The organism is Hymenobacter lucidus (genome assembly GCF_020447265.1).
Classification (GTDB): domain Bacteria; phylum Bacteroidota; class Bacteroidia; order Cytophagales; family Hymenobacteraceae; genus Hymenobacter; species Hymenobacter lucidus.
This window is the reverse complement of record NZ_JAJADR010000002.1, coordinates 607,756-628,195: the sequence shown is the minus strand read 5'-3', so window position 1 is coordinate 628,195 and position 20,440 is coordinate 607,756. Positions and strand designations below refer to the sequence as shown.

At 58.5% G+C, this 20,440-nt stretch carries 19 protein-coding genes; 13 read left to right on the top strand and 6 right to left on the bottom strand.

What is annotated here, in order from left to right:
* The first annotated feature begins 124 nt into the window (after positions 1-124).
* The 4 genes from LGH74_RS09420 (at position 125) to LGH74_RS09405 (ending at position 3,333) form a co-directional block, all read left to right on the top strand.
* Positions 125-937: an enoyl-CoA hydratase/isomerase family protein gene (locus tag LGH74_RS09420; RefSeq protein ID WP_226175006.1), complete on the top strand. Its 813-nt coding sequence runs from the start codon at positions 125-127 to the stop codon at positions 935-937.
* A gap of 168 nt (positions 938-1,105) precedes the next feature.
* Positions 1,106-1,606, top strand: a complete 501-nt coding sequence (locus tag LGH74_RS09415; RefSeq protein WP_226175004.1) for a sterol desaturase family protein — start codon at positions 1,106-1,108, stop codon at positions 1,604-1,606.
* A gap of 13 nt (positions 1,607-1,619) precedes the next feature.
* Positions 1,620-2,513, top strand: a complete 894-nt coding sequence (locus tag LGH74_RS09410) for a MerR family transcriptional regulator (protein WP_226175002.1) — start codon at positions 1,620-1,622, stop codon at positions 2,511-2,513.
* Between the two features lie 304 nt (positions 2,514-2,817).
* On the top strand, positions 2,818-3,333 hold the full coding sequence (locus tag LGH74_RS09405; protein ID WP_226175000.1) for a sigma-70 family RNA polymerase sigma factor: 516 nt from the start codon (positions 2,818-2,820) through the stop codon (positions 3,331-3,333).
* Between the two features lie 86 nt (positions 3,334-3,419).
* Here the strand turns inward: LGH74_RS09405 and LGH74_RS09400 are convergent, their stop codons facing one another.
* Together LGH74_RS09400 and LGH74_RS09395 are read right to left on the bottom strand one after the other, a co-directional pair.
* Positions 3,420-5,027 (bottom strand): phenylacetate--CoA ligase family protein, encoded by a 1,608-nt coding sequence (locus tag LGH74_RS09400; protein WP_226174998.1) that lies wholly within the window; start codon positions 5,025-5,027, stop codon positions 3,420-3,422.
* 9 nt (positions 5,028-5,036) lie between these two features.
* Positions 5,037-6,152, bottom strand: a complete 1,116-nt coding sequence (locus LGH74_RS09395; protein ID WP_226174997.1) for a hypothetical protein — start codon at positions 6,150-6,152, stop codon at positions 5,037-5,039.
* A 290-nt stretch (positions 6,153-6,442) separates the two neighbouring features.
* On the opposite strand from LGH74_RS09395, the gene LGH74_RS09390 reads away from it, so the two are divergent.
* The 6 genes from LGH74_RS09390 (at position 6,443) to LGH74_RS09365 (ending at position 13,648) form a co-directional block, all read left to right on the top strand.
* Positions 6,443-7,939 (top strand): phytoene desaturase family protein, encoded by a 1,497-nt coding sequence (locus LGH74_RS09390; RefSeq protein WP_226174995.1) that lies wholly within the window; start codon positions 6,443-6,445, stop codon positions 7,937-7,939.
* 105 nt (positions 7,940-8,044) lie between these two features.
* Positions 8,045-8,887 (top strand): phytoene/squalene synthase family protein, encoded by an 843-nt coding sequence (locus tag LGH74_RS09385; RefSeq protein WP_226174993.1) that lies wholly within the window; start codon positions 8,045-8,047, stop codon positions 8,885-8,887.
* An 18-nt stretch (positions 8,888-8,905) separates the two neighbouring features.
* Complete coding sequence (locus LGH74_RS09380; RefSeq protein ID WP_226174991.1) at positions 8,906-9,433, top strand: hypothetical protein; 528 nt, start codon at positions 8,906-8,908, stop codon at positions 9,431-9,433.
* A gap of 331 nt (positions 9,434-9,764) precedes the next feature.
* The gene (locus tag LGH74_RS09375; RefSeq protein WP_226174989.1) at positions 9,765-10,613 is read left to right on the top strand and encodes a 4-hydroxy-3-methylbut-2-enyl diphosphate reductase; all 849 of its coding nucleotides are present in this window, start codon (positions 9,765-9,767) and stop codon (positions 10,611-10,613) included.
* 76 nt (positions 10,614-10,689) lie between these two features.
* The gene (locus LGH74_RS09370; RefSeq protein WP_226174988.1) at positions 10,690-11,445 is read left to right on the top strand and encodes a fatty acid desaturase; all 756 of its coding nucleotides are present in this window, start codon (positions 10,690-10,692) and stop codon (positions 11,443-11,445) included.
* Positions 11,446-11,686: 241 nt separating this feature from the next.
* On the top strand, positions 11,687-13,648 hold the full coding sequence (locus LGH74_RS09365; protein ID WP_226174985.1) for an ATP-binding protein: 1,962 nt from the start codon (positions 11,687-11,689) through the stop codon (positions 13,646-13,648).
* On the opposite strand, the gene LGH74_RS09360 is transcribed toward LGH74_RS09365, so the two are convergent.
* Entirely contained in the window at positions 13,623-14,366 is a 744-nt protein-coding gene (locus LGH74_RS09360) for a LytR/AlgR family response regulator transcription factor (protein ID WP_226174984.1), read from the bottom strand. The two genes, LGH74_RS09365 and LGH74_RS09360, sit on opposite strands and share 26 nt — an antisense overlap.
* 259 nt (positions 14,367-14,625) lie before the next feature.
* On the opposite strand from LGH74_RS09360, the gene LGH74_RS09355 reads away from it, so the two are divergent.
* On the top strand, positions 14,626-15,192 hold the full coding sequence (locus LGH74_RS09355; protein WP_226174982.1) for a hypothetical protein: 567 nt from the start codon (positions 14,626-14,628) through the stop codon (positions 15,190-15,192).
* Between the two features lie 98 nt (positions 15,193-15,290).
* Here LGH74_RS09355 and LGH74_RS09350 read toward each other — a convergent pair whose 3' ends face one another.
* The 3 genes from LGH74_RS09350 to LGH74_RS09340 all read right to left on the bottom strand — a co-directional run bounded on the left by LGH74_RS09350 (position 15,291) and on the right by LGH74_RS09340 (position 18,613).
* The gene (locus LGH74_RS09350; protein WP_226174975.1) at positions 15,291-15,686 is read right to left on the bottom strand and encodes a heavy-metal-associated domain-containing protein; all 396 of its coding nucleotides are present in this window, start codon (positions 15,684-15,686) and stop codon (positions 15,291-15,293) included.
* Between the two features lie 95 nt (positions 15,687-15,781).
* Entirely contained in the window at positions 15,782-18,076 is a 2,295-nt protein-coding gene (locus LGH74_RS09345; RefSeq protein ID WP_226174973.1) for a TonB-dependent receptor, read from the bottom strand.
* Between the two features lie 81 nt (positions 18,077-18,157).
* The gene (locus LGH74_RS09340; RefSeq protein WP_226174971.1) at positions 18,158-18,613 is read right to left on the bottom strand and encodes an HYC_CC_PP family protein; all 456 of its coding nucleotides are present in this window, start codon (positions 18,611-18,613) and stop codon (positions 18,158-18,160) included.
* Positions 18,614-18,941: 328 nt separating this feature from the next.
* Between LGH74_RS09340 and mraZ the strand changes: the two genes are divergently transcribed.
* Together mraZ and rsmH are read left to right on the top strand one after the other, a co-directional pair.
* Positions 18,942-19,418, top strand: coding sequence for a division/cell wall cluster transcriptional repressor MraZ (gene mraZ / locus LGH74_RS09335; RefSeq protein WP_226174969.1), 477 nt, complete (start codon positions 18,942-18,944; stop codon positions 19,416-19,418).
* Complete coding sequence (gene rsmH / locus LGH74_RS09330; RefSeq protein WP_226174967.1) at positions 19,415-20,347, top strand: 16S rRNA (cytosine(1402)-N(4))-methyltransferase RsmH; 933 nt, start codon at positions 19,415-19,417, stop codon at positions 20,345-20,347. The genes mraZ and rsmH overlap by 4 nt, the downstream gene beginning before the upstream one ends.
* Positions 20,348-20,440: the final 93 nt, after the last annotated feature.

The following is a 20,440-nucleotide window of genomic DNA, read 5'->3' as shown; positions in this document are numbered from 1 at the left end:
AGTTTATTTAGAGCACCATTTTTGTTACGTTTGGTTTAAGCCCACTCGAACGCCATTCATGCGATACGCCGCTTACTTTCCTTGCGCATCGCTCTGCCTCTCACCGCCTTGCAACGACCCCGTCATGGATAATATGCCTACTCAGGAGCTAGAAGCTCTGCGTTACATCCGCTACGAAACGCGCGACGCCATCGGCTACATCACCCTCAACCGCCCCGACAAGCGCAATGCCCTCAGCTACGACGTGGTGTCGGAGCTGAAGGAGGCTTTCGAGTTTGCCGAAGAAGATGAGCTGTGCAAAGTCATCGTGCTGCGGGCCGAAGGAGCCGTATTCTGCGCCGGCGCCGACCTGGGCTACATTCAGGAGCTGCAGGGCTTTGGCTACACCGATAACCTGGCTGACTCGACGCATCTGATGCAGCTCTTTCACCAGATTTACACCCTCAAGAAGGTCGTTATCGGTGAAGTGCAGGGCCACGCGCTGGCCGGCGGCTGCGGGCTGGCCACTATCTGCGACTTTGCTTTTGCTGTGCCCGAGGCCAAGTTTGGCTACACCGAAGTGAAAATCGGCTTTTTGCCCGCCATTGTCAGCGTGTTTCTGGTGCGCAAGATAGGGGAGGCCCGCACCAAGCAGTTGCTGCTCACCGGCGACGTCATCTCGGCCCAGCTGGCCGCCGACTTTGGGCTGGTTAACTTTCTGGTGTCCAAAGAAGAGCTGGCCGAGCAGGTGTACCAGTTTGCCCGCCGCCTTTGCGTCGAAAACTCCGGGCAAAGCATGGAGCTGACCAAGGAAATGCTGGCCCGTATCCCCGAAATGCCCTTAGAAGACAGCCTGCGCTACGCCGCTCAGATGAATGCCGAAGCCCGCGGCTCCCTCGATTGCCGCCGCGGCATTGCCGCTTTTCTTAATAAGGAGAAAATCACCTGGGATAATTAAGCGCGTCGCGCTGTGTAAGCACCAGCTAAGAATCCGGGTAAAAACCTGAGCCGACTGATTTTGTAGAAATGTTCTGGCTGTGAAGTCAGAACATTTTTGCCTTTGTACTGCTTTGTCTTTCAAATAAGCAGAACTTCAACCCATTTCTAACCCACTCAACTTTCTCACATGACTACGCTGGCAGCCGTGGCCATCACGACGGCTACTTTTCTGGGAATGGAGTTTGTCGCGTGGTTTATGCACAAGTACGTGCTGCACGGCGCGCTGTGGTTTCTGCACCGCTCGCACCATGTGCGCCATCCGCACCACTTCGAGCGCAACGACTTCTTTTTTCTCTTCTACGGAGCCTTATCCATGGCCGGCATCATGTACGGCTCGGCCGAGAAGAGCTGGCCTTTCTGGGTCGGTATTGGCATTGCTGCCTATGGCACCGTGTATTTTTTCGTGCACGACGTGCTGATTCACGGGCGGCTGCGCTTCTGGCGCAAATCGGGGAATAAGTACCTACGGGCCCTGAATATGGCTCACAAGATGCACCACAAAACTACCGGCCGCGACGGTTCCGAGGAGTTTGGCATGCTTTGGGTGTCGCCCAAATACCTGGAGCTGGCTCGCCGCAAGGCAGCCCCGAGTCGGCCGCGCCGGAACGTATCCGCATCACCGAAATAGTAGAACAGGCACCGTGGGACAGTTTTCAATCAGCGACCTGGAAAGCATTTCCGGCATCAAGGCGCATACCATCCGGATGTGGGAGCAGCGCTACGGCATTCTGCAGCCCGTGCGCACCACTACCAACATTCGCACTTACTGCGACAATGACCTGCGACGGCTACTCAACGTAGCCACGCTGTGCGGCCAGGGCCACCGGATTTCGAAGGTGGCGCAGCTCACGGAGCAGGAGCTAGCCTCGGCCGTTATTTCCTGCTGCGAAGACCCCCACGACTACGCCCGCCAGATCAGCGCGCTGCTGGCCGCTACGCTGGAAATGGATGAGCCCCGGCTCAACAAGCTGCTGAACGGCGCCATCCGGCAATTAGGCTTCGAGGAAACGGTGATGCGCGTGGCTTACCCATTTCTGCAGCGCATCGGGGTGCTGTGGCAAACGGGCAGCATAAATCCAGCTCAGGAACACTTGGTCAGCAACCTGATCCGGCAGAAAATAGTGGCCGCCACCGACACCCTGACGCCGGTGTTACCGGGGGAGTCACGGCGCTGGGTGCTGTTTCTGCCCGAGGGCGAGCTACATGAGCTGGCGCTACTGTTTATGAACTACGCCTTGCGCGCCAGGGGGCACCATGTGCTGTACCTGGGCCAAAACATGCCGGAAAACGAGCTACAAGCTGTGTGCAAGGTGTATCAGCCGCATGCCATCGGCACTGTGCTAACGGCTGTGCCGGAGCGGTGCCAAGTGCAAAGCTATATCAATACCTTGGCCGAGCGGTGTGCCGATGCTACGCTGGTATTCTACGGTCCGCTGATGAGCTGCCAGAAACTGAGCTTGCCTGCTAATGCCGTGAATCCCCGACTGATGACCGACTTTCTAGCTTTTGCCGATGAGCTACAGCCGCAGGTATAGTAAAAAATTATGGCCTTTATAGCCCCACAAGCACGCAGCCCCAACAGGCTGCGTGCTTGTTTTCAGCCAGTTCCGGCTCGGAGTTTCAACGGGCGAAAACCGGGGTTTGACTTCCGAAACAGGAGGCAAGCCGAATTTATGGGGCAAAGGTCTGCTACCCATTAAGTGGTTCGTACCTTGGCCGGGTAATCAATGTACCGACATACGACTTAAGGCTAGTTAAGAAAAATTCTTATCTAGGCTGACCAATAGTCGAATCTTCCCGTATATTTGTTTAATCTTTTGCCACGAAAAGCTAAACAGTATGACCTCTTTGGAATTCACCGATCAAGTACAGAAGATTTCCTACTCCCTGAAGCCCGTGGCCATGAACCTGACCCGCGACGCGGACGATGCCAAGGACCTAGTGCAGGAAACCTTGCTCAAAGCCATGCTGAACAAGGACAAGTTTAAGACGGGCACCAACTTGAAGGCGTGGTTGTACACCATCATGCGCAACACCTTCATCAACAACTATAATAAGATTACCAAGCGCAATAGCAATATTGATAGCACCGAGTATTTCCAGTATTTCAACACCGACGAAAACTATATTACCCACAACGGGGCCACTTCCGACTTTGTGGTAACGGACATCAACGAGGCCATTGCTAGTCTTTCCGCTGATTACCGTACGCCGTTTATGATGTATTACATTGGCTATAAGTATCTTGAAATAGCCGAAAAGCTGCAGATTCCGATTGGTACGGTTAAAAACCGCATTCATATTGCCCGCAAAGAGCTTAAGGACGCTCTGAAGGTTTACGCCCCCGGCGTCTAGGGATAGGGAGAATACACAACGCCCGGGCGTAATGCGGGCCGCCGGTAGCGTAGCACTTGCTGCGCTGCCGGCGGCCCGTAATTTTTTTATAGGTCAAATAGATTAAAGCGCCGGGTGCTGGGCCGGGCCACCAGGCGGGTAGTGGCGCGGCGCGGGGATATTGCTTTGGCCGGTACCGCCGACAGTGGCTCCGAGTGAATGTACTGTTGCTTGATGCGCATATCACTGTCGGCAAATGGGCCCGTTTGGAAGGAGTAGAAGGTTAGCTCCGGCCGTTGCCCAACCGGCAGCATCCGCCACGACTCGCGGAAGTCCTGGTTGATGCGCTGTAGCTCCTCAAAGAATGCTGGGCTGGCACTTTCCGCGTCAAGATCCGCTATACTCTGGCCCTGGGCCAGTTCCATACAGATGCGCAGGCTCTTGTTGGCGGCTTCGTCTTCGGAGGTAAACATGGTGAAGGATTGCACCCGGCTAGCCAGAGCTGGGGTGCTCATGAGGGCTTCCTGCAAGTCGGCGGGGGCTATTTTGGAGCCGTAAAAGGCTACCGTCATGTCGGCGCGGCCGTAGTGGAGCAGCAGGGGCAACTCGCTGTAGCCGGGAGCAATATCATCGGGCGTCAGGCCACAGTCGGCCAGGATGCGCTTCAGCTCCGAAAACCGGATGACCTGGCCCCGGTCGTGGATGTTGTAGCGGATTTTGGGAGCCAGGTAGTAGGGGCGGCACAGCGTGACCAGCAACTCGCCAGCGGCGGTTTCCTCCAGGTAGAAGTCGGCGGGGTTGAACTGAAAGATGACGGGCGTGGCCCCGGGGTATTTCACGAGGCGGGCGGCCAGCTCGGGGCGGCTCAGCACGGCTTTGCGCAGGGCAATGGTGAAGTCGTTTTCACTGGAAATGTTCAGCTCCAGGTCGGAGGCCCCGAACGAGCCGTACACTTTCCGGATGCCTTTGGCCAGCAGGTAGTCGCGCATGGCTTCGCTCATGCCTTCGCCGCCGTAGATCATCGTTACGTTGTAGCTGCGCCAGTCGAGCGGGGCCGCATCCACGAGCTGCTTGAGAAACGGCGGGTAGCCCATGATAACGTAGTGCTGGTCGGGTCCGAAAGAGTGCAGCGTGTTGATGATTTTCTGCGCGTCGGGCCCCAACGATTTCATAACGGCCAGATCGGCAAATGACATGGTGATGTTGATGCCCGTGGCCCAGGGCCCCAGGGCAAAAGCGTTGATAAGGAAGTAGGGGCCGGGCCCGATGAGGTGGAACAGGCCGAATTCCAGCATCCGCTTGTTGGCCCGTCGCTCGGCCGTGCCCCGCACCCAGTTGGTGGGCACCCCGCTACTCCCCGACGACTCGTCGATGATGATGCCGTGGCCAGGCACCTTGCCGCCCAGGCACCGCTCGCCCAGTGAATACCGCTTCACGTAGTTTTCTTTGTCCATGATGGGCAATGAGCTCAGGTCGGGAATGAGGCCGTGCAGACGGGGTGAGCGGGTGTGATGGTCGCGCAGAAACTGCTGGTAAGCCGGGGCCTGCCGACGGGCCATCCAGAACACGGCCAGGGCTTTCATCTTGCCAATATTCCAGCGTACTGCCTCCATGTGCGGCAAAAACAGCAGCTTCATGGTGCCGTAATCTAGCTCTAGCGCCTTGCGCCACAGGCGCAGCACGTATACAACGAACAAAACGACGAGGGTTTTCATGAGCTTGAGTTAAATAAGGATATCGTTGACGGTCAGGCGTAGGCTGCGCGGGGGCTCCTGGCTATAGCCCAGGCGCACCAGCAGCCACATGGGTTCAGCCGAGGCCGGCTGTGCTATTCTCTGGCAAAATTTTTCGTAGGCCCCGGCATTGGTCACCACCGAGCCGAAAGGGTGCATATACAGATCGTGGCGGGTCATTTCGAGCCAGAGCTGCTGCAGCATCGTGCCGGCCTGCACCCAGTCGGCCCGTCCGCCGAAGGGGCCCTGCAGCCAGGCTACCGTGGTGGTGCCGTGCATGGAGTGCCGATACACCTTGCCTAACACCTGGCGTTTCCAGGCACTCTTGAACCGCTCACTATGAAAGAAGAAGTTGTGCATCAGCCGGCCCGGAAAGCCCATACAGTGGCTCCAGAGGCCATCTTTCCGCTCCCGCGCCTGCTCGGGGCTGGTGCGAATCCAGCGGGCCAGCTCGGTGCGAACCGGCACATCGTCGAGGTCGGTAAAAAGGGTTTCGCGGTTCAGATCCAGGATAAAATTCACCGTGGCGGGCTCAACGGTGAAGGTGAGCGTGTGCCCGTAAGCGGCGGCCAGCGCCGCCAGCCGTTGCTGCACCGCCACCGGAATCGGGCGGCTGCTGTAGTGCAGGCGGGAAGTTTTGCGCTGCCGGATCAGCTCCCGGTCCACGACAACGGCCGTTGGTGCGCCGGTAGTAGCAGTGAGCTGTAGCGTGGCGAAAAGCCGCAGCTCCCGGGCCGAGTAGCTCAGGCGGGTTTCCGGCTCGTGGTGGGCCGTGAGGTCAAAGCCTAGCGGCAGAGCGGCCACGCGCAGGCACTCGATGAACATGCCCAGCCCGGCAATGGTGAAGCGGGAGGTTGGGTCAGTATGGGGGAGCAGGCGGGCTGGGTCGTAGAAAACCTGCGCCTCGGTGGCCGACACCACTTTTACTTTCCAGGGCTGCACGTTGTGCGGGCTCGGCGACCAGCGGGCATACTCCAGCAGCTCACCCCAACGCTGCCGTGCGTCGGCCGGAGTGGCCGCCTGGGGCTTTCCGAATGCCGCCCAAGGCTGCAGCAGGACCGTAGCGGCTCCTAAAGACAAACTGCGCAGAAAGAGGCGGCGTTGCATATGCTGGTGAGTTGTCGGCGGAGTGAAGTAGAGGCCAAAGGCCGTTAGTGAAGGAAATGTGCAGACAATTGCAGCCAGATTAATACCAGTTTTGGATTTTGAGGGACTTTTGAATGTGGATTATTATCCTTGTTGCTTCTTGATTATTAAGTGTTTGATGTAAAATGAAGTAGACTTTTGCTGATGGCCAAACAACTGGAATTGCCGGCGGAAGTCTGCTGCCAAAAGCCGTTGGGCAAAACAAAGTCGGGAGTGGGTTTGTAGCTTGCTGCCAACTTCTCCCCGCACTATTGACTTCCCCTGCTGCTTCCCAACACGTCCTGGTCATCGGGGCGGGCTTTGCCGGCCTCTCGGCAGCCACTTCCCTGGCCCAGCGCGGCTACCGCGTCACGATTCTCGAAAAGAACGACGGCCCGGGCGGCCGGGCCCGGGTTTTTCAGGCCCAGGGCTTCACCTTCGACATGGGCCCGAGCTGGTACTGGATGCCCGAAGTGTTTGAACAATACTTTGCCCGCTTCGGCCGAAAAGTGTCCGACTACTACGAGTTGGTGCGCCTCGACCCCTCGTACCAGGTGATTTTTGGGGCAAACGATGCCGTGGATATTCCGGCGAAAATGGCCGAACTGCGTCAGCTCTTCGAGCACTACGAGCCAGGTAGCGCCGCTAGGCTCGACGAGTTTCTGCGGCAGGCGGCCTATAAGTACGAGGTCGGCATCAACAAATTCGTGCACATGCCCGGCCGCTCCCTGCTGGAGTTTGCCGACCCGCGCCTGCTCGTTGATGCCCTGCGCCTGGATGTGCTGCAGAGTATGCACAAGCACGTGCGCCGCTTTTTCAAGAATCCTAAGCTGCTCCAGCTGGTCGAGTTTCCGATTCTGTTTCTGGGCGCCACGTCCGAAAATACCCCGGCCCTGTATTCGCTCATGAACTACGCCGACCTCGCGCTGGGCACCTGGTACCCCAAAGGCGGCATGCACCAGATTGTGCGCGGTATGGTGCAACTGGCGCAGGAACAGGGCGTCACGCTCGAATACGGCCAGGAAGTGCAGCAGATAACGGTGGAAAACGGCCGTGCCACCGGCGTGCAAACGGCTGCTGGCTTCCGCCCGGCCGACGTCGTAATTGCCGGCGCCGATTACCACCACGCCGAGCAGCACCTGCTGCCGCCCCAGCACCGGCACTACGACGAGGCTTACTGGAACTCGCGCACCATGGCCCCGTCGTCGCTGCTGTTTTACCTGGGCATAAGCAAGCGCCTGCCCAAGCTGCGCCACCACAACCTGTTTTTCGACGAGGACTTCGAGCAGCACGCCCACGAGATTTACGAGCAGCCGCAGTGGCCCAGCAAGCCGCTGTTCTACGTTTCGGCCCCATCTCAGACCGACCCCACAGTGGCGCCCGAAGGCTGCGAAAATCTGTTTCTGCTCATGCCCGTGGCCCCCGACCTGGATGACCCCGAAGAAACCCGGGAGCGGTATTACCACCAGATGATGGACCGGTTGGAGCGCCACGTGGGCGAGAATATCCGTGACTTTGTAGTATACAAGCGCAGCTACGCCCACCGCGACTTCGTGGCCGACTACCACAGCTACAAGGGCAATGCCTACGGTCTGGCCAACACGCTGCGCCAAACGGCCATTCTGAAGCCCACGCTGAAAAGTAAAAAGGTTAGTAATCTGTATTTTACCGGTCAGCTTACGGTGCCGGGACCCGGCGTGCCCCCCTCGCTTATCTCGGGCCAGGTGGTGGCGAAGGAAGTCGAGAAAGAGAACCGGATTAAGAAGTAATAATTATGAATTGTGAGTTGAGAATTCTGAATTAAGAGTTGGCGCCTCTTCTAGGTCGATTCTCAATTCATACTTCATGACTCATAATTCTTAATTCAAAGAAACATGGACCACGTTGCCCTCTTCGATCAAACCAGTCTGGCGTGTAGCAAGCTGATTACCAAACGCTACAGCACGTCCTTCACGCTGGGCATCCGCACGCTCGACCCGCGCTTTCACCTGCCGGTGTACGCCGTGTATGGCTTCGTGCGCTGGGCCGATGAAATCGTGGACACCTTTCACGACTATGATAAAGCCGCGCTGTTTGCCGATTTCCGGCGGCAGACCGATGAGGCGCTGGCCGGCGGGCTGAGCTTGAACCCGGTGCTGCACTCCTTTCAGCTCATGGTGCGCCGCTACGGCATCGACCGGGAGTTTATCGACGCCTTCCTGAAGAGCATGGAAATGGACCTGGAAGACCGCAGCTACCACCAGTCGATGTACGAGGAGTACATTTACGGCTCGGCCGAAGTGGTGGGCCTCATGTGCCTGCGTATCTTCTGCGAAGGCGACGCGGCGCTTTTTGAGAAGCTCCAAGAGCCTGCCCGGCGGCTGGGGTCGGCCTTTCAGAAGGTGAATTTCCTGCGCGACATCCGCTCCGACTACGAGGAGCGGGGCCGCGTATATTTCCCCGGAGTGAGCTACGAGCGGTTTGATGACGCGGTGAAGCGCGAAATCGAGGCCGACATCCGGGCCGACTTCGAGGCGGGCTACGCTGGCATCGTGCAGCTGCCGCGGGCGGCGCGGCTGGGCGTGTACCTGGCCTACGTGTATTACCTCAAACTTTTTCACAAGATTCGGCAGCTGCCGGCGGCACGAATATTGGGTGAGCGGGTGCGCGTGCCCGACAACACGAAACTTTTGTTGCTCATGGGCTCGTACTTTCGCTACCGCCTTCGGGCCATCTGACCACGAACCCCGCCGTCTGTGAAGCGTATTCTGCTTTTCCTTTTTCCGCTTTTCTCCCTTATTTCCGCCGTGCCCGCCACTTCGCCCTACCACCTGCCTACCCTCCGCCGCCACTACGAGCAAGCCGCCGCCGACAAAGCCGCCGGTGAAAAGTTCTACAAGCTCATGGCCGACTACAACGATAAAGACGCCGTAGTGCTGGGCTACAAAGGTGCTGCCGAAGCCATTCGGGCCCGCGACGCGTCGATGTTCAACAAGCTTGGCTACGTGCAGGCCGCTAGCCGTACCTTCGACCAGGCCGTAGCTCTCGACCCCAACAACGCTGAAGTCCGCTTCCTGCGCTTCAGCGTCGAAACCAACCTGCCCGCGTTTTTGGGCCTGAGCCAGCACATCGACGAAGACCGGCAGCTGCTGGTGCAGACTCTACTGAAGCACCCTAAGTCGGGCCTTGATACCGAAGCCTTCGAAACTGTGCGGGGCTTTCTGGTGGGCCGCGGCCATGTGAGCGAGGCCGAAGCCCACCAGTTGGGTCGCATTGGCAGCTAAACTGCTCTAACCTTGGCTTTAACTAACGGAGCCGCGCTGCCCAACAGCGCGGCTCTTTTGTTCTAATCGAAATTTTTGTTTAACTTTTTATGGTGAAAAGTAAAACAAAAACGATTTTCATGAGTATTGGTAGCAGTAAACTAAATACCTATAAGATAGGTTAATGCCTTGGGTACAAGGTCGTGTTTGTGCCTAACTGCCGATTTTCATACCGCCTGTTTGCCGCATCAGCCAACAGGCCCGTAAAAACCGCTTCTGACTTGGATTGCGTACCTTCTGCTTCCGCCAAGCCTAACCACAACTTTCCGCCCGCTTCCTTGGTTTCCGAGCTATGCCGCACCACCTGAGCGTCCGTATTGATCCTAATTCCGGCTTCTGTTTCGGCGTCATCTATGCCATTCAGATGGCGGAAGATATCCTGGAAGAGCAGGGCTACCTGTATTGCCTCGGCGACATTGTGCACAACGACGAGGAAGTGGAGCGCCTCGAGCAGCGCGGCCTGCGCATCATCGATTACGACACCTTCGACCGGCTGCGCGACGAGAAAGTGCTGATCCGGGCCCACGGTGAGCCGCCCAGCACTTACCAAACCGCGCTGCAGAACGACTTGACGCTGATTGATGCCTCCTGCCCGGTGGTGCTGAAGCTGCAGAACCGCATCAAGACCAGCTACGACAAAAAGGAGCAGATATTCATCTACGGCAAGCACGGTCACGCTGAAGTACGTGGCCTGCTGGGCCAGACCAGCGGCAACGCCGTCGTGTTTGAAAGCCTCGACGAGTTGCTCAGCCACGAGTTGCCGGCCAACATTACCCTCTACAGCCAGACCACCAAGAGCACCGACAGCTTCTACCGCATCAAGGGCGAGCTGGAGCACCGGGGCTACGCCGTGAATGCCAACGACACGATTTGCCGGCAGGTGAGCAACCGCGACAAAGATCTGCGCAAATTCGCGGCCCAATACGACCAGATTGTCTTTGTGTCGGGCACCAAAAGCAGCAATGGTAAGGTGCTCTACCAGGTCTGTAAGGACACTAATCCCCGAACCCACTTTATTTCCAAGGTAGGGGAGCTGTGCGCCAGCCAGTTTCAGCCCGGGCAGTCGGTCGGCATCTGCGGCGCCACCAGCACGCCGATGTGGCTGATGGAAGACGTGCGCGACGCGCTGCTGGCCATGTGAGGGTAGGGGAGAAGTAAGGAAATTGTGAATTTTGCGGCCGTGCTGGCTGTTAGCCCGTTCCAAGTAGTTACACCGTATGCCGCTAACCCAAACGCAAAACCTATCCGCTTCTTCGTTGCCCGTCCGGGTGAAGCCGTTGCCGCTTGGCTACGCGGGAGTTGGTATTGCGCTGAGTATTTTGGGGCTCTGGGCACTGCTACTCACATTTCTGTTGGCTTTCTACCGGCCCGATTGGCACACGCCCTGGCCCTATCTGCTGGCGTTGGTCCAAACTCACCTCTATACCGGCCTGTTCATTACGGCCCACGATGCGATGCACGGTGTGGTAAGTGCCAACAAGCGGCTGAACAACAGAATCGGGGCGCTGGCCGCCTTTCTGTTTGCCTACAACTGGTACCCACGCCTGCTGCCCCGCCACCATCAGCACCACCAGCACGTAGCCACCGACGCTGACCCCGATTTTCACGACGGCCAGCACACGGGCTTTCTGCCCTGGCTGCTGCGCTTCGCCCTGAACTACGTAACGTGGTGGCAGATAGCCCTAATGGCGCTGACCTACAACCTACTGCAGCTGGCGTTTCCGGTGGCCAATATTATTGCTTTCTGGATGGTGCCGGCGGTGCTGGCTACCGTGCAGCTGTTTTTCTTTGGCACTTACCTGCCGCACCGGGGCGAGCATGCTGCCGACAATCCGCACAAGTCACGCACCCAGCTACGGCATCACCTGTGGGCATTTGTGAGTTGCTATTTCTTTGGCTACCACTACGAGCACCACGACCAGCCATATTTGCCGTGGTGGCGGCTGTGGCGCACCAAGGAAGCCGGGCAATAGGCTTGGGTAAGCTCAACGGTAACCTGAATAACCCGGATAAAACGATTTCACCGGTAAATTTAAACCTGGAATGTGACTATATTCAGGCAGCCCAACATAGTGTTGAGCTGCCTGAATCGTTATGACGCGTCTCTTTCGCCCCTGTGCGAAACCTCGGTCTTTTCTGATACTATTATTGGCTGCTTTGTTGCTGGCCACTTCCGTGCACGTCCCGGCCAGTGCAACCACGTTACCGCTAACTTTGGAAGTCTGGGAAGATGAAATTGCCCTGACCAACCGACCCGTTCCTCTCCATCCGGAGGCGCGGCTGCAGTATGGGCAACAGCTCCTGCACGAGGCTAAAACGGCCAAAGACTACCGCAGACAGGCTCTGGGCCACCGCATCATTGCCTCTGCTCACCAAGACTTGCACCACTACCTGCAGGCCGTGCAGCATTTCCGGGTGGCGCTGCGGTTGCACAGGCAACTGCGCAACACGCGCAATGCTACCGTGGATCAGCTGTATCTGGGTAGGGCGCTATTTAGTCAGGGCGACACCGGGCAGGCCTACCAGCAGTATCAGGCGGCTTTGAAGGGCTTCACCCAGCTGCGCCATCCGGCAGGGGTGGCCCGGGTGCAGGGCAGTTTAGGGCAGCTTTACGCTCAGCAACGTAAGTGGGGACAGGCCTTATCCAGCCAGGCCCGGGCTCTGGAACAGTGGCAGCATAGAGCCGATTCGGGGCAGGTGGCTGCTACACTCACTGCTATAGGTGCCGTTTATGCGCAGCAGCAGCAGTATAGCCGGGCTTTGTATTATTTGCACCAAGCCTTGCGGGCCGCCGCGCCCACCGATAGTTTGCCCCGGAGTGAAAGTCTGGCTGGTATCGGGCAAGTATACCTGAGTATTGGCAACGCGGAAGCGGCGCTGCGGAGCTTCAACCAAGCCGAGCATGTTTTCCCCCAGTCGGCTTCCGCGCTGCAGCATCTGCTCCTCTACCAGCGGATGGCTGCCGCCCACGACTCACTGGGAAGCTGGTTTTCGGCCGAGCAGGTATTGCGGCGCAGCCTACCCCTGGCCCGGAGCAGTGGTTCGAAGGCCCAACTAAGCGCCGTGTATCATGCGTTGGCCGATAATTACCGGCGCATGGGGCGCTACCGGCAGTCATTGGAAGCGTTGACGCGGTTTGCGGGCCTGCAAGACAGCGCATTTGCGGAAGAGCGTTTGGCTCAGGTTGCCGAGCTGCGCACCCGTTACGAAACCGAAAAAAAAGAGCGTGAAATTCAGCTGCTGATAAAGGACCGGCAGATTCAGGATGCCAAGCTTTACCGGCAGAAGCTTTTGCGTAATGCCCTGGCCACCGGGGCGCTGCTGTTGCTTGTGCTGGTGGGTGTGCTATACCGCGGCTGGAAACAGCAGGGGCGCGTCAATAAGCTCCTGGAACGGAAGAATGCCGCCATCAATCGGCAGAAGGAAGAGTTGGGCCGGCTCAATCGTACCAAGGACACGCTGTTTTCAGTTATTTCCCACGATCTGCGCAGCCCGCTCAGCTCGCTCTATTCGCTGCTTAGCTTAGTAAATATGGGGTCACTGCCGCCTGAGCGGCTGGCGCTGCACTCGGCGCGCCTCACTCGGGGGCTAAACAACACCCTACTACTGCTCGATAACCTGCTGAACTGGTCGGCGGCGCAGATGAAGGACGACAAGATCCGGCCCGAGAAACTGCGACTCGATGTGCTGGCGGAAGAAGCAGTGGCGCTGTTGCTGGGCGACGCGGAGCGTAAAAGTATTCTGCTGCTCAACCAGCTACCGGTGCCTACACCGGTGCGGGCCGATGTAAACATGATACGGCTGGTGCTGCGCAATCTGCTGGGCAATGCCATTAAGTTTACACCCGAAGGCGGCACCGTTACAGTAACCGCGACGCCTCGTGGTACGCTGTGGTCCGTGGCGGTTCACGATACCGGTATCGGTATTCAGGCCGCCGACCATGACAAGGTATTCGGCAAGGCCGGGCCGTTTTCCACACTGGGCACGGCCCGCGAGAAGGGTACCGGCCTGGGCCTGCAGCTGTGCCGGGATTTTGTGGAGCGCAACGGCGGACACCTCACGTTTATCAGCCTGCCGGGGCAGGGCACCACGTTTACATTTACACTGCCGGCCGCCGCGCCGCAGGCGGCCGATGCCCCGGAAGCCTACCTTACTGCGGCTGCTGCCGTCGAATAAGGGAGCGGTTCACAATACGCTCCGTCACCCGTTCCCGGTACGTTTGCCCCAGCGGCAGCGAGTGGCCGCCAACTTTTACTTCTAAGTTGCTGACGGCCTCAATCCGGGCTGTGTTGACCAGGTAGGAGCGGTGCGTACGCACAAACAGGCCGGGCGGCAGCTGCTCCTCAATATTCTTGAGGTTGACCAGCGTGAGGTGGGTGCGGCCATCGGCAGTGTTGATTTTGGTGAAATCCTTCAGGGCTTCTATATAAAGCACTTCACGGTAATGGAGGCGCACAAACTGGGCATCGGTGCGAATAAAGAACGAGCCCCAGCCCGAGAGAATATCCTGGTTGCCGTCATTCTCCGACATATTGGTGCGCAGAATGCCCGCAATCTTGTTCACGGCTTTCAGAAACCGGTCGAGCGAAATGGGTTTTAGCAGGAAGTCGATAACGTCCAGATTGAAGCCCTCCATGGCATATTGCGGATAGGACGTCATCAAAACCACCAGCGGCGGGTGCTGCAGGGACCGGACGAGGTCCAGGCCGCTGAGATGCGGCATGGTCACATCCGAGAACAAAACCTGCACGTCGTTGTGCATCAGGTAGCGGTGCGCGTCCAGGGGGTCGGTAAACGCGGCTTTCACATCCAGCACGTCGGTCATGGCCACATAGGCTTGCAGCAAATCCAGCACCAGCGGATCATCGTCGAGCAGCAAACAGCTAATCTTCATAGAGCACGAGTTTCAGATAGGGAGTGGGTGAATATAAAAAGTTTAAATTGATTTGTGCTATTAATTATAAGAAGAAATCAATATTCGACAAGTGAATTACCAGTTTCTATCTACTTTTAGTAGGGGTTGCTATACTTTAAGGCCTTAACTATAATGGGTTTAGATACCTTATAATCCGAATAGCGCCCTTCCTCTGTTCGAATGGTTCTGCTTGTTCTTTTTCCGCGCATGATTACTCCCGCTACCACACCTATCACTCATGAAGCGTTTTACTACTTCCCGTACGGCCCTGCCGCCCGTGGTTCTGGGGGTTGAACTGACCATTGCCAACCATCAAGGCCTGCGCAAGTCACTCCGCTCCGCATTTGGGCTCAATACCCGGGCTATCAACCTGCGCATCGACCCCAGCATGGATTTGATTTATCTGTGCGAAACTACGTTGCCCAATACGCTGCCCTGTCTCTCGAGCCTCACGCGGCCCGGCGTGGTGGCCGTTATTCTGCGCTCAGTGCGGCTGGAATGGCACCCCGAGCAGAACCACGCTATTGGGCGAGGCACGCCCACGCTAGCCGCGCTGGAAAGCGGCAACTGCTTTCTGACGGCCAACGGGCGCAAGGTTTCTATTGCCTCCTTTTCGAGCCGCCACGTACATCCCACTCGCATCGTAATGGAAGCCCAGGGCCACCCCAATCTTCTCGAATACCTGCGCGCCGACTCCTTTACCCTAGAAATATCGGGCACCAACCGCCGCCGCCTCACCCGGCCGCTGGCGTTCAGCGCAGTGCTGGAGTTCGACGTGCAGCTGGCACCAGGGGCCCAGGCCTGAGCTAAATAAGCCACTACTCTACTGAAGCATAAAACAGAAGAGCCTGCTTTGAGAAGCAGGCTCTTCTGTTAAGTCACATTACTGGGCCAATTCAGGCTTTAATGGCCGGTATCCGTATGCACGTTGTTGGTTTTCTTGCAGCAGTCAGGCAGCCGGTCGTAGGCGCGGGCGTCGGCGGTTTGCTCATCAGCATCATAGCCGGTGCGCTGTACGGCGGTGCGCAGGGTGGCGGGCGCCGTTTTATCGGGGCGGTACGATATGGTCAGCACTTGGCTAGGCACGTCGAGGATGGCTTGCTGCACGCCTTTTTCATAGGCCATAGCCTTTTCCAGACGGGCTTTGCACATATCACACACGGCCGAGGTCTTGATCTGGAGCTGCTCGGTGGCCGGCCCCTTGGCTTTTACTTTAGCAGTAGGAGCCGTTTGGGCAAAGGAGAGCTGGGTGGTGAGCAGCACCAGGGCCGTCAGCAGAATCGATTTGAAGGTCTTCATATGAGATGAGTGAGGGAAGCAGAAAAGAGAAATGCGCCAAAATTCCTGGCCCGGTGCCCCAGTAACAAAGAGCTTGCCGGAAGAATTGCCCGCGGTTAGTCAATTTTGAAGCGCAGCCCTGCGTAGGTGAGGCGGCCATATGTGGGGCCCCACACCATGGCGGCGTCGAAGTTGGGCCCGAAAGGTGCCGTAGCTCCTGCAATAGGGTCGGGCTGCCGGTAGTTGGTCAGGTTCTCGACTCCTACATACACTTCCAAGCGCTTGAAGGCCCGCGTTACTTGGGCGTTTAGCAGCGCATAGCGGGGTCCGTAGTTGAGCGTAGTGGCGCCGCTGCCGTGCTCGTGACCTGCGCCGCCGGGAGTGTGGGCTAGGGGGCGCTGGCCAAACCACTGCGCCGTCAGGTCGCCGCGCCACTTATCGAAGGCCGTAGCGTAGCCCAGGTTGGCAAACAGCCGGTGGCGGGGCGTCAGGGCCTTGGGCAGCAGCTCGCCGGAGTAAGTGGTGGCTACGTCGAGGTACTTATAGGCGGCCTTGGCCTGCAGGCCTTTCAGGGGCTCTACCTGCACTTCGGCCTGAAAGCTGCGCGAAAAAGAGCGGCCGTCCGGCTCCAGATTGCCGATCTGCAGCGCGTTGGCTGCTGAATACGCATCGGCAATTACCTGATTCTGAAACTCCGTATGGTAGTAGTCGGCCACGAACGTGGCCGGGTGGCCCGCCACGGTAAAGTACTGCGTAAAGCTGCCGCCCACGTTCCAGGCCCGCTCGGGCCGCAGGTTGTCAGCCACCAGAAACTCCCGGGAGCTGACCAGCATGCCCGAGTTTTCGGTAATGGGGTTGGCCGTCCGGAAGCCGGTGCCGGCGGCCAGGCGCAGTACCGTGTTGGCCAGCACGTCGTACTTCACGTTGAGGCGGGGCGTAAGTACCGGGCCGTAGAGGTTGTGGTGGTCGAAGCGCAGCCCACCCACTACGGTCAGGTTGCGTGCATTCTGGTAGGTATACTCGGCAAAGGCGCCGGGCACCCGCTCGTAGCGGTTGCGGTGCTGCCGGGCATAACGTTCTGCCGCCGTTTCCGTCGGATAAATATACCCGTCGCGGTACACCTCTTCGTAGTTGTCGTGCAGGTAACTCACACCCAGGCGGTAGGTATGGGCCGTGGTACCTAGCACGCTCTGAAACAGCAGCGTAGCCAACCCAGTGCGCTGGGTGCCGTCATAATTCCGGATCCCGTAGCGCGAGTCGAAGGCGTGGCTAGTGCCGCTGAGCAACAGACCCAGGCTTTGGTAGGGCCGGCCGGGCCAGGTGTACGATGTCTTGGAAAAGCCGGTGTAGCGGTTGGTACTCAGCGTGGTGCCGTAAAAGCCGCCCGGCTGATCCTCGCGGAAATCGACCTGCCCGCCCTGCCGGGTTTCGCGCAATGCACCCAGCCCCAGCTCACTTACGATGCCGTTGCCCGACTTGTACTTCCACTTGTTGAACAGGTTGTACTGCGTGGCCAGCGGTAAGTCCAGAAACCCATCCTTATTCCGGTCGACGCGGCGGCCGAGGTGGTCGGAGTGCAGCAGCAGCGCCGTACTTACCTTCTTGCTCACCGGTGTAGCCAGGTTCAGGTTCAGGTCGAATTTGCCCAAGTCGTTGCCGTAGGCGTTGAAGAGCAGCCGCTCAGTTTTGTCGGGCTCCTTCAGGCGCACGTTCACTTGACCCGCTATGCTTTCGTAGCCATTCACCACCGAGCCCATGCCCTTGATGATGTCGATGCCTTCAATCCAGGTGCCTGACAAATAGCTGAGCCGGTACGGGGTAGACAGGCCGCGCAGCGCCGGCAGGTTGTCGATGGTCAGCAGCGAATAGGCCCCGTCGAGGCCCAGCAGCTGAATCTGCTTGGCTCCGGATACGGCATCGGTGGTCGAAACCTCCACGGCGGCGTTAGTTTCGAAGCTTTCGGCCAAGTTGCAGCAGGCCGATTTGGTTAGGTCGCGGCTGGTAATGACTTGGGTGTTGGTGGGCGTGAGCGAAGAGTAGGCCGGGGCCCGTTCCTCAATCTTTACCTCGCCCAGCTCCACGGCGCGGCGCAGCGCGGTCCGCACAAACGAATAGTCGGTGGCCCCGATGGTGAGCGTATCGGACCTGTAACCCAGGGCGTTGATAATAAGGTGGCTGGCCGCTCCCCGGGCGGGCCGCACCAGCGTAAATTTGCCGCTGGCATCGGTGGTTGTGCCCGCATTGGCTACTTCCAGCCAGCGCACCACCGCGCCGGGCAGGGGCGAGGTAGCACTGGCATCGGTAACCTGGCCCTGCACGGGCGGAATGGCATCGGTTTGGGCAAAGGCCGCCCCGCTGCTTAGCACCAAGCCAAGTGCCACGGAAGCGCGTCGCCCTAAGAAAGGCTGCATAGTATCAGTAGGTTAGAATTCTTCTCGGAGAAAAACCGTAAAGGGTTGCCTTGCGCCACCAGAGTAGCGCCGGAAGAAATTCTAAACCTGCCAGGTACCCACGAAAACCAGCAGCATCCGCCCTGCCCGCAAGGGCGGCGAAGAGTCGCTGGCGTGCCAGGTTGCTCCCTGTGTTACAAGCCGGCCCGGCTGAAATAAGCCCCAGTCGGATGCCGGCGACCAAGCCGTCAGCACGGGCGGCAGGAGCTTGGCTTGGTCGGAAGTATGCGAAGCAGCTTCTAGCTTGTGGAAATGGGCCCCGAATTCGCAGCAGGATTTTTTTAGCTCGGCCTTGCCCGGCAACTGGTGTGAAGCCGCCAAGGCTGCTGCCGATGAAGCGGGCGGACACTTGTGTTGGGGGGCGCTGAAGATAATAGCCGCCGTGCTGCGCCCGCTGCTGCGGCAGGTGTGCGACTGCACCGTGAGCCCCACTGAAGTGGTGAGCACGAGCAGAGCCATAAAGCCGCTGAAGAGCCGATGGAGCAGGGGGCGTTTCACGTCTACAAAGATACAACACTGCCGCCAGAGCGTGGTTCAGAGGCCGGCAGCACAGGAGATAGAATAACCCGCAAAGTGGCTTGGATGGCGGGTAAACCTCGCCCTGAAACAGCCCGATAGCAGGACTGCCATTATGGCAAAGCGCATTTCCTGCTGCATTGATTGGCCTTGCCACGCTAACGTATGGAGAATAAAAACTGTCTTAAACGGCTTTAAAGCCCGTTTTTGCGTAGTGGTAGAAAATGGTAAATCGTGGTTGCCTTTTCCGGGGCATTGCGTACTTTTGCTATTATCCCATTCCCACGCCTGGTCGGCACCACTGGCAGCAATGAACCTTCTCTCCGGCGAATATGAGTGCAAGCTGGACCCGAAAGGGCGCCTGGTACTGCCCGCCAAGGTGAAGGCCAACCTACCGGAAGCCTCCGGCAACCAGCTCGTGCTGGTGCGCGGGTTTGAGCCTTGCCTGGTTTTGTATCCGCGCGAATCGTGGCGCGTGATTCACGACAAGGTTATGGCGCTGGATGAGTTCAATGAGGAGTACCGGCAGTTTCAGCGCAACTTCTTCCGCGGCATGACGGAAGTAGAGCTCGACAACATCGGCCGCTTCATGCTGCCCCGCACTATGCTGCGCTACTCTGGCATCGAGAAGGAAGCCATTATCGTGGGCCTCGGCAACCGCTGCGAAATCTGGGACCCCGAAAAGTACGACGAGTTCCTCATCAAAGATCAGCAGAGCTTCTCGAAGCTGGCCCAGAAATTTTTATCCACCGACGTACCGCCCGCCAGCGGCCCCCTTGCCGCATGAGCCCCGACTACCAGAACGATACCGACTACCACCGCCCCGTGATGCTGGCCGAGTGCCTCGAAGCCCTCGACCTGCGCCCCGACGGCCGCTACGTGGACGTAACCTTCGGCGGCGGTGGCCACTCGGCCCGCATGCTGGAGCGCCTAAGTTCCGGCCACCTCTACAGCTTCGACCAGGATGCCGATGCCGAACAGGAAGCGGCCCGCCTGGCCCGGCCCCAGTTCACCTTTATCCGGGCCAATTTCCGCGACCTGCACGCCGAGCTGGAGCAACGCGGCGTGTTGCCCGTCGATGGGCTGCTGGCCGATTTGGGTGTGTCGTCGCACCAGTTTGATACGCCCGAGCGCGGCTTCAGCACCCGCTTCGACGGCCCGCTGGACATGCGCATGGACCCCGAAGGGGAGCGTACGGCCGGCGACATTGTGAACGACTACGCCGAGGCCGAGCTGCACCGCATCTTTGGCATGTACGGCGAGGTAACCAACGCCCGCACGCTGGCCAAAACCCTGGTAGCCGCTCGCCGCGGGCAGGCAATCGACACGATTGGGGCGCTGAAAAAAGCCATGGCCCCCTGCATGCCCCGGGGCAAGGAAAACAAGTACCTGGCCCAGGTTTTTCAGGCGCTGCGCATCGAGGTGAACGATGAAATGGCCGCCCTGCAGGAAATGCTACTGCAAACGGCTCAGGTGCTGCGTCCCGGCGGCCGACTGGTGGTTATGTCGTACCACTCCCTGGAGGACCGGCTAGTAAAGAACTTTATGGCTAAGGGCAAATTCTTCGGCGAGGCCGAAAAAGACTTGTTCGGCCATACCAATACGCCCTTCGAGGTGCTCACGCGCAAACCCGTGGAAGCTACTGCCGAAGAGGTAGCCCTGAACAGCCGGGCCCGCTCGGCCAAGCTGCGCATCGCGGTGCGCCGCGACGAATGAACCGGAAACTGGCCGGGTTTTCGCCCCGCGCCGCCGCTTCAGTGCTGTTGACTTTCTAAGCAAAAACGCCAACCTCCTTTTCCTCTCCCGAGA

Excerpts from the sequence above, each read along its gene's own strand:
- LGH74_RS09420 (WP_226175006.1), top strand. The coding sequence starts at position 125 with ATGGATAATATGCCTACTCAGGAGCTAGAAGCTCTGCGTTACATCCGC.
- LGH74_RS09415 (WP_226175004.1), top strand. The coding sequence starts at position 1,106 with ATGACTACGCTGGCAGCCGTGGCCATCACGACGGCTACTTTTCTGGGA.
- LGH74_RS09405 (WP_226175000.1), top strand. The coding sequence starts at position 2,818 with ATGACCTCTTTGGAATTCACCGATCAAGTACAGAAGATTTCCTACTCC.
- LGH74_RS09400 (WP_226174998.1), bottom strand. The coding sequence starts at position 5,027 with ATGAAAACCCTCGTCGTTTTGTTCGTTGTATACGTGCTGCGCCTGTGG.
- LGH74_RS09395 (WP_226174997.1), bottom strand. The coding sequence starts at position 6,152 with ATGCAACGCCGCCTCTTTCTGCGCAGTTTGTCTTTAGGAGCCGCTACG.
- LGH74_RS09385 (WP_226174993.1), top strand. The coding sequence starts at position 8,045 with ATGGACCACGTTGCCCTCTTCGATCAAACCAGTCTGGCGTGTAGCAAG.
- LGH74_RS09375 (WP_226174989.1), top strand. The coding sequence starts at position 9,765 with ATGCCGCACCACCTGAGCGTCCGTATTGATCCTAATTCCGGCTTCTGT.
- LGH74_RS09370 (WP_226174988.1), top strand. The coding sequence starts at position 10,690 with ATGCCGCTAACCCAAACGCAAAACCTATCCGCTTCTTCGTTGCCCGTC.
- LGH74_RS09360 (WP_226174984.1), bottom strand. The coding sequence starts at position 14,366 with ATGAAGATTAGCTGTTTGCTGCTCGACGATGATCCGCTGGTGCTGGAT.
- LGH74_RS09355 (WP_226174982.1), top strand. The coding sequence starts at position 14,626 with ATGAAGCGTTTTACTACTTCCCGTACGGCCCTGCCGCCCGTGGTTCTG.
- LGH74_RS09350 (WP_226174975.1), bottom strand. The coding sequence starts at position 15,686 with ATGAAGACCTTCAAATCGATTCTGCTGACGGCCCTGGTGCTGCTCACC.
- LGH74_RS09345 (WP_226174973.1), bottom strand. The coding sequence starts at position 18,076 with ATGCAGCCTTTCTTAGGGCGACGCGCTTCCGTGGCACTTGGCTTGGTG.
- mraZ (WP_226174969.1), top strand. The coding sequence starts at position 18,942 with ATGAACCTTCTCTCCGGCGAATATGAGTGCAAGCTGGACCCGAAAGGG.
- rsmH (WP_226174967.1), top strand. The coding sequence starts at position 19,415 with ATGAGCCCCGACTACCAGAACGATACCGACTACCACCGCCCCGTGATG.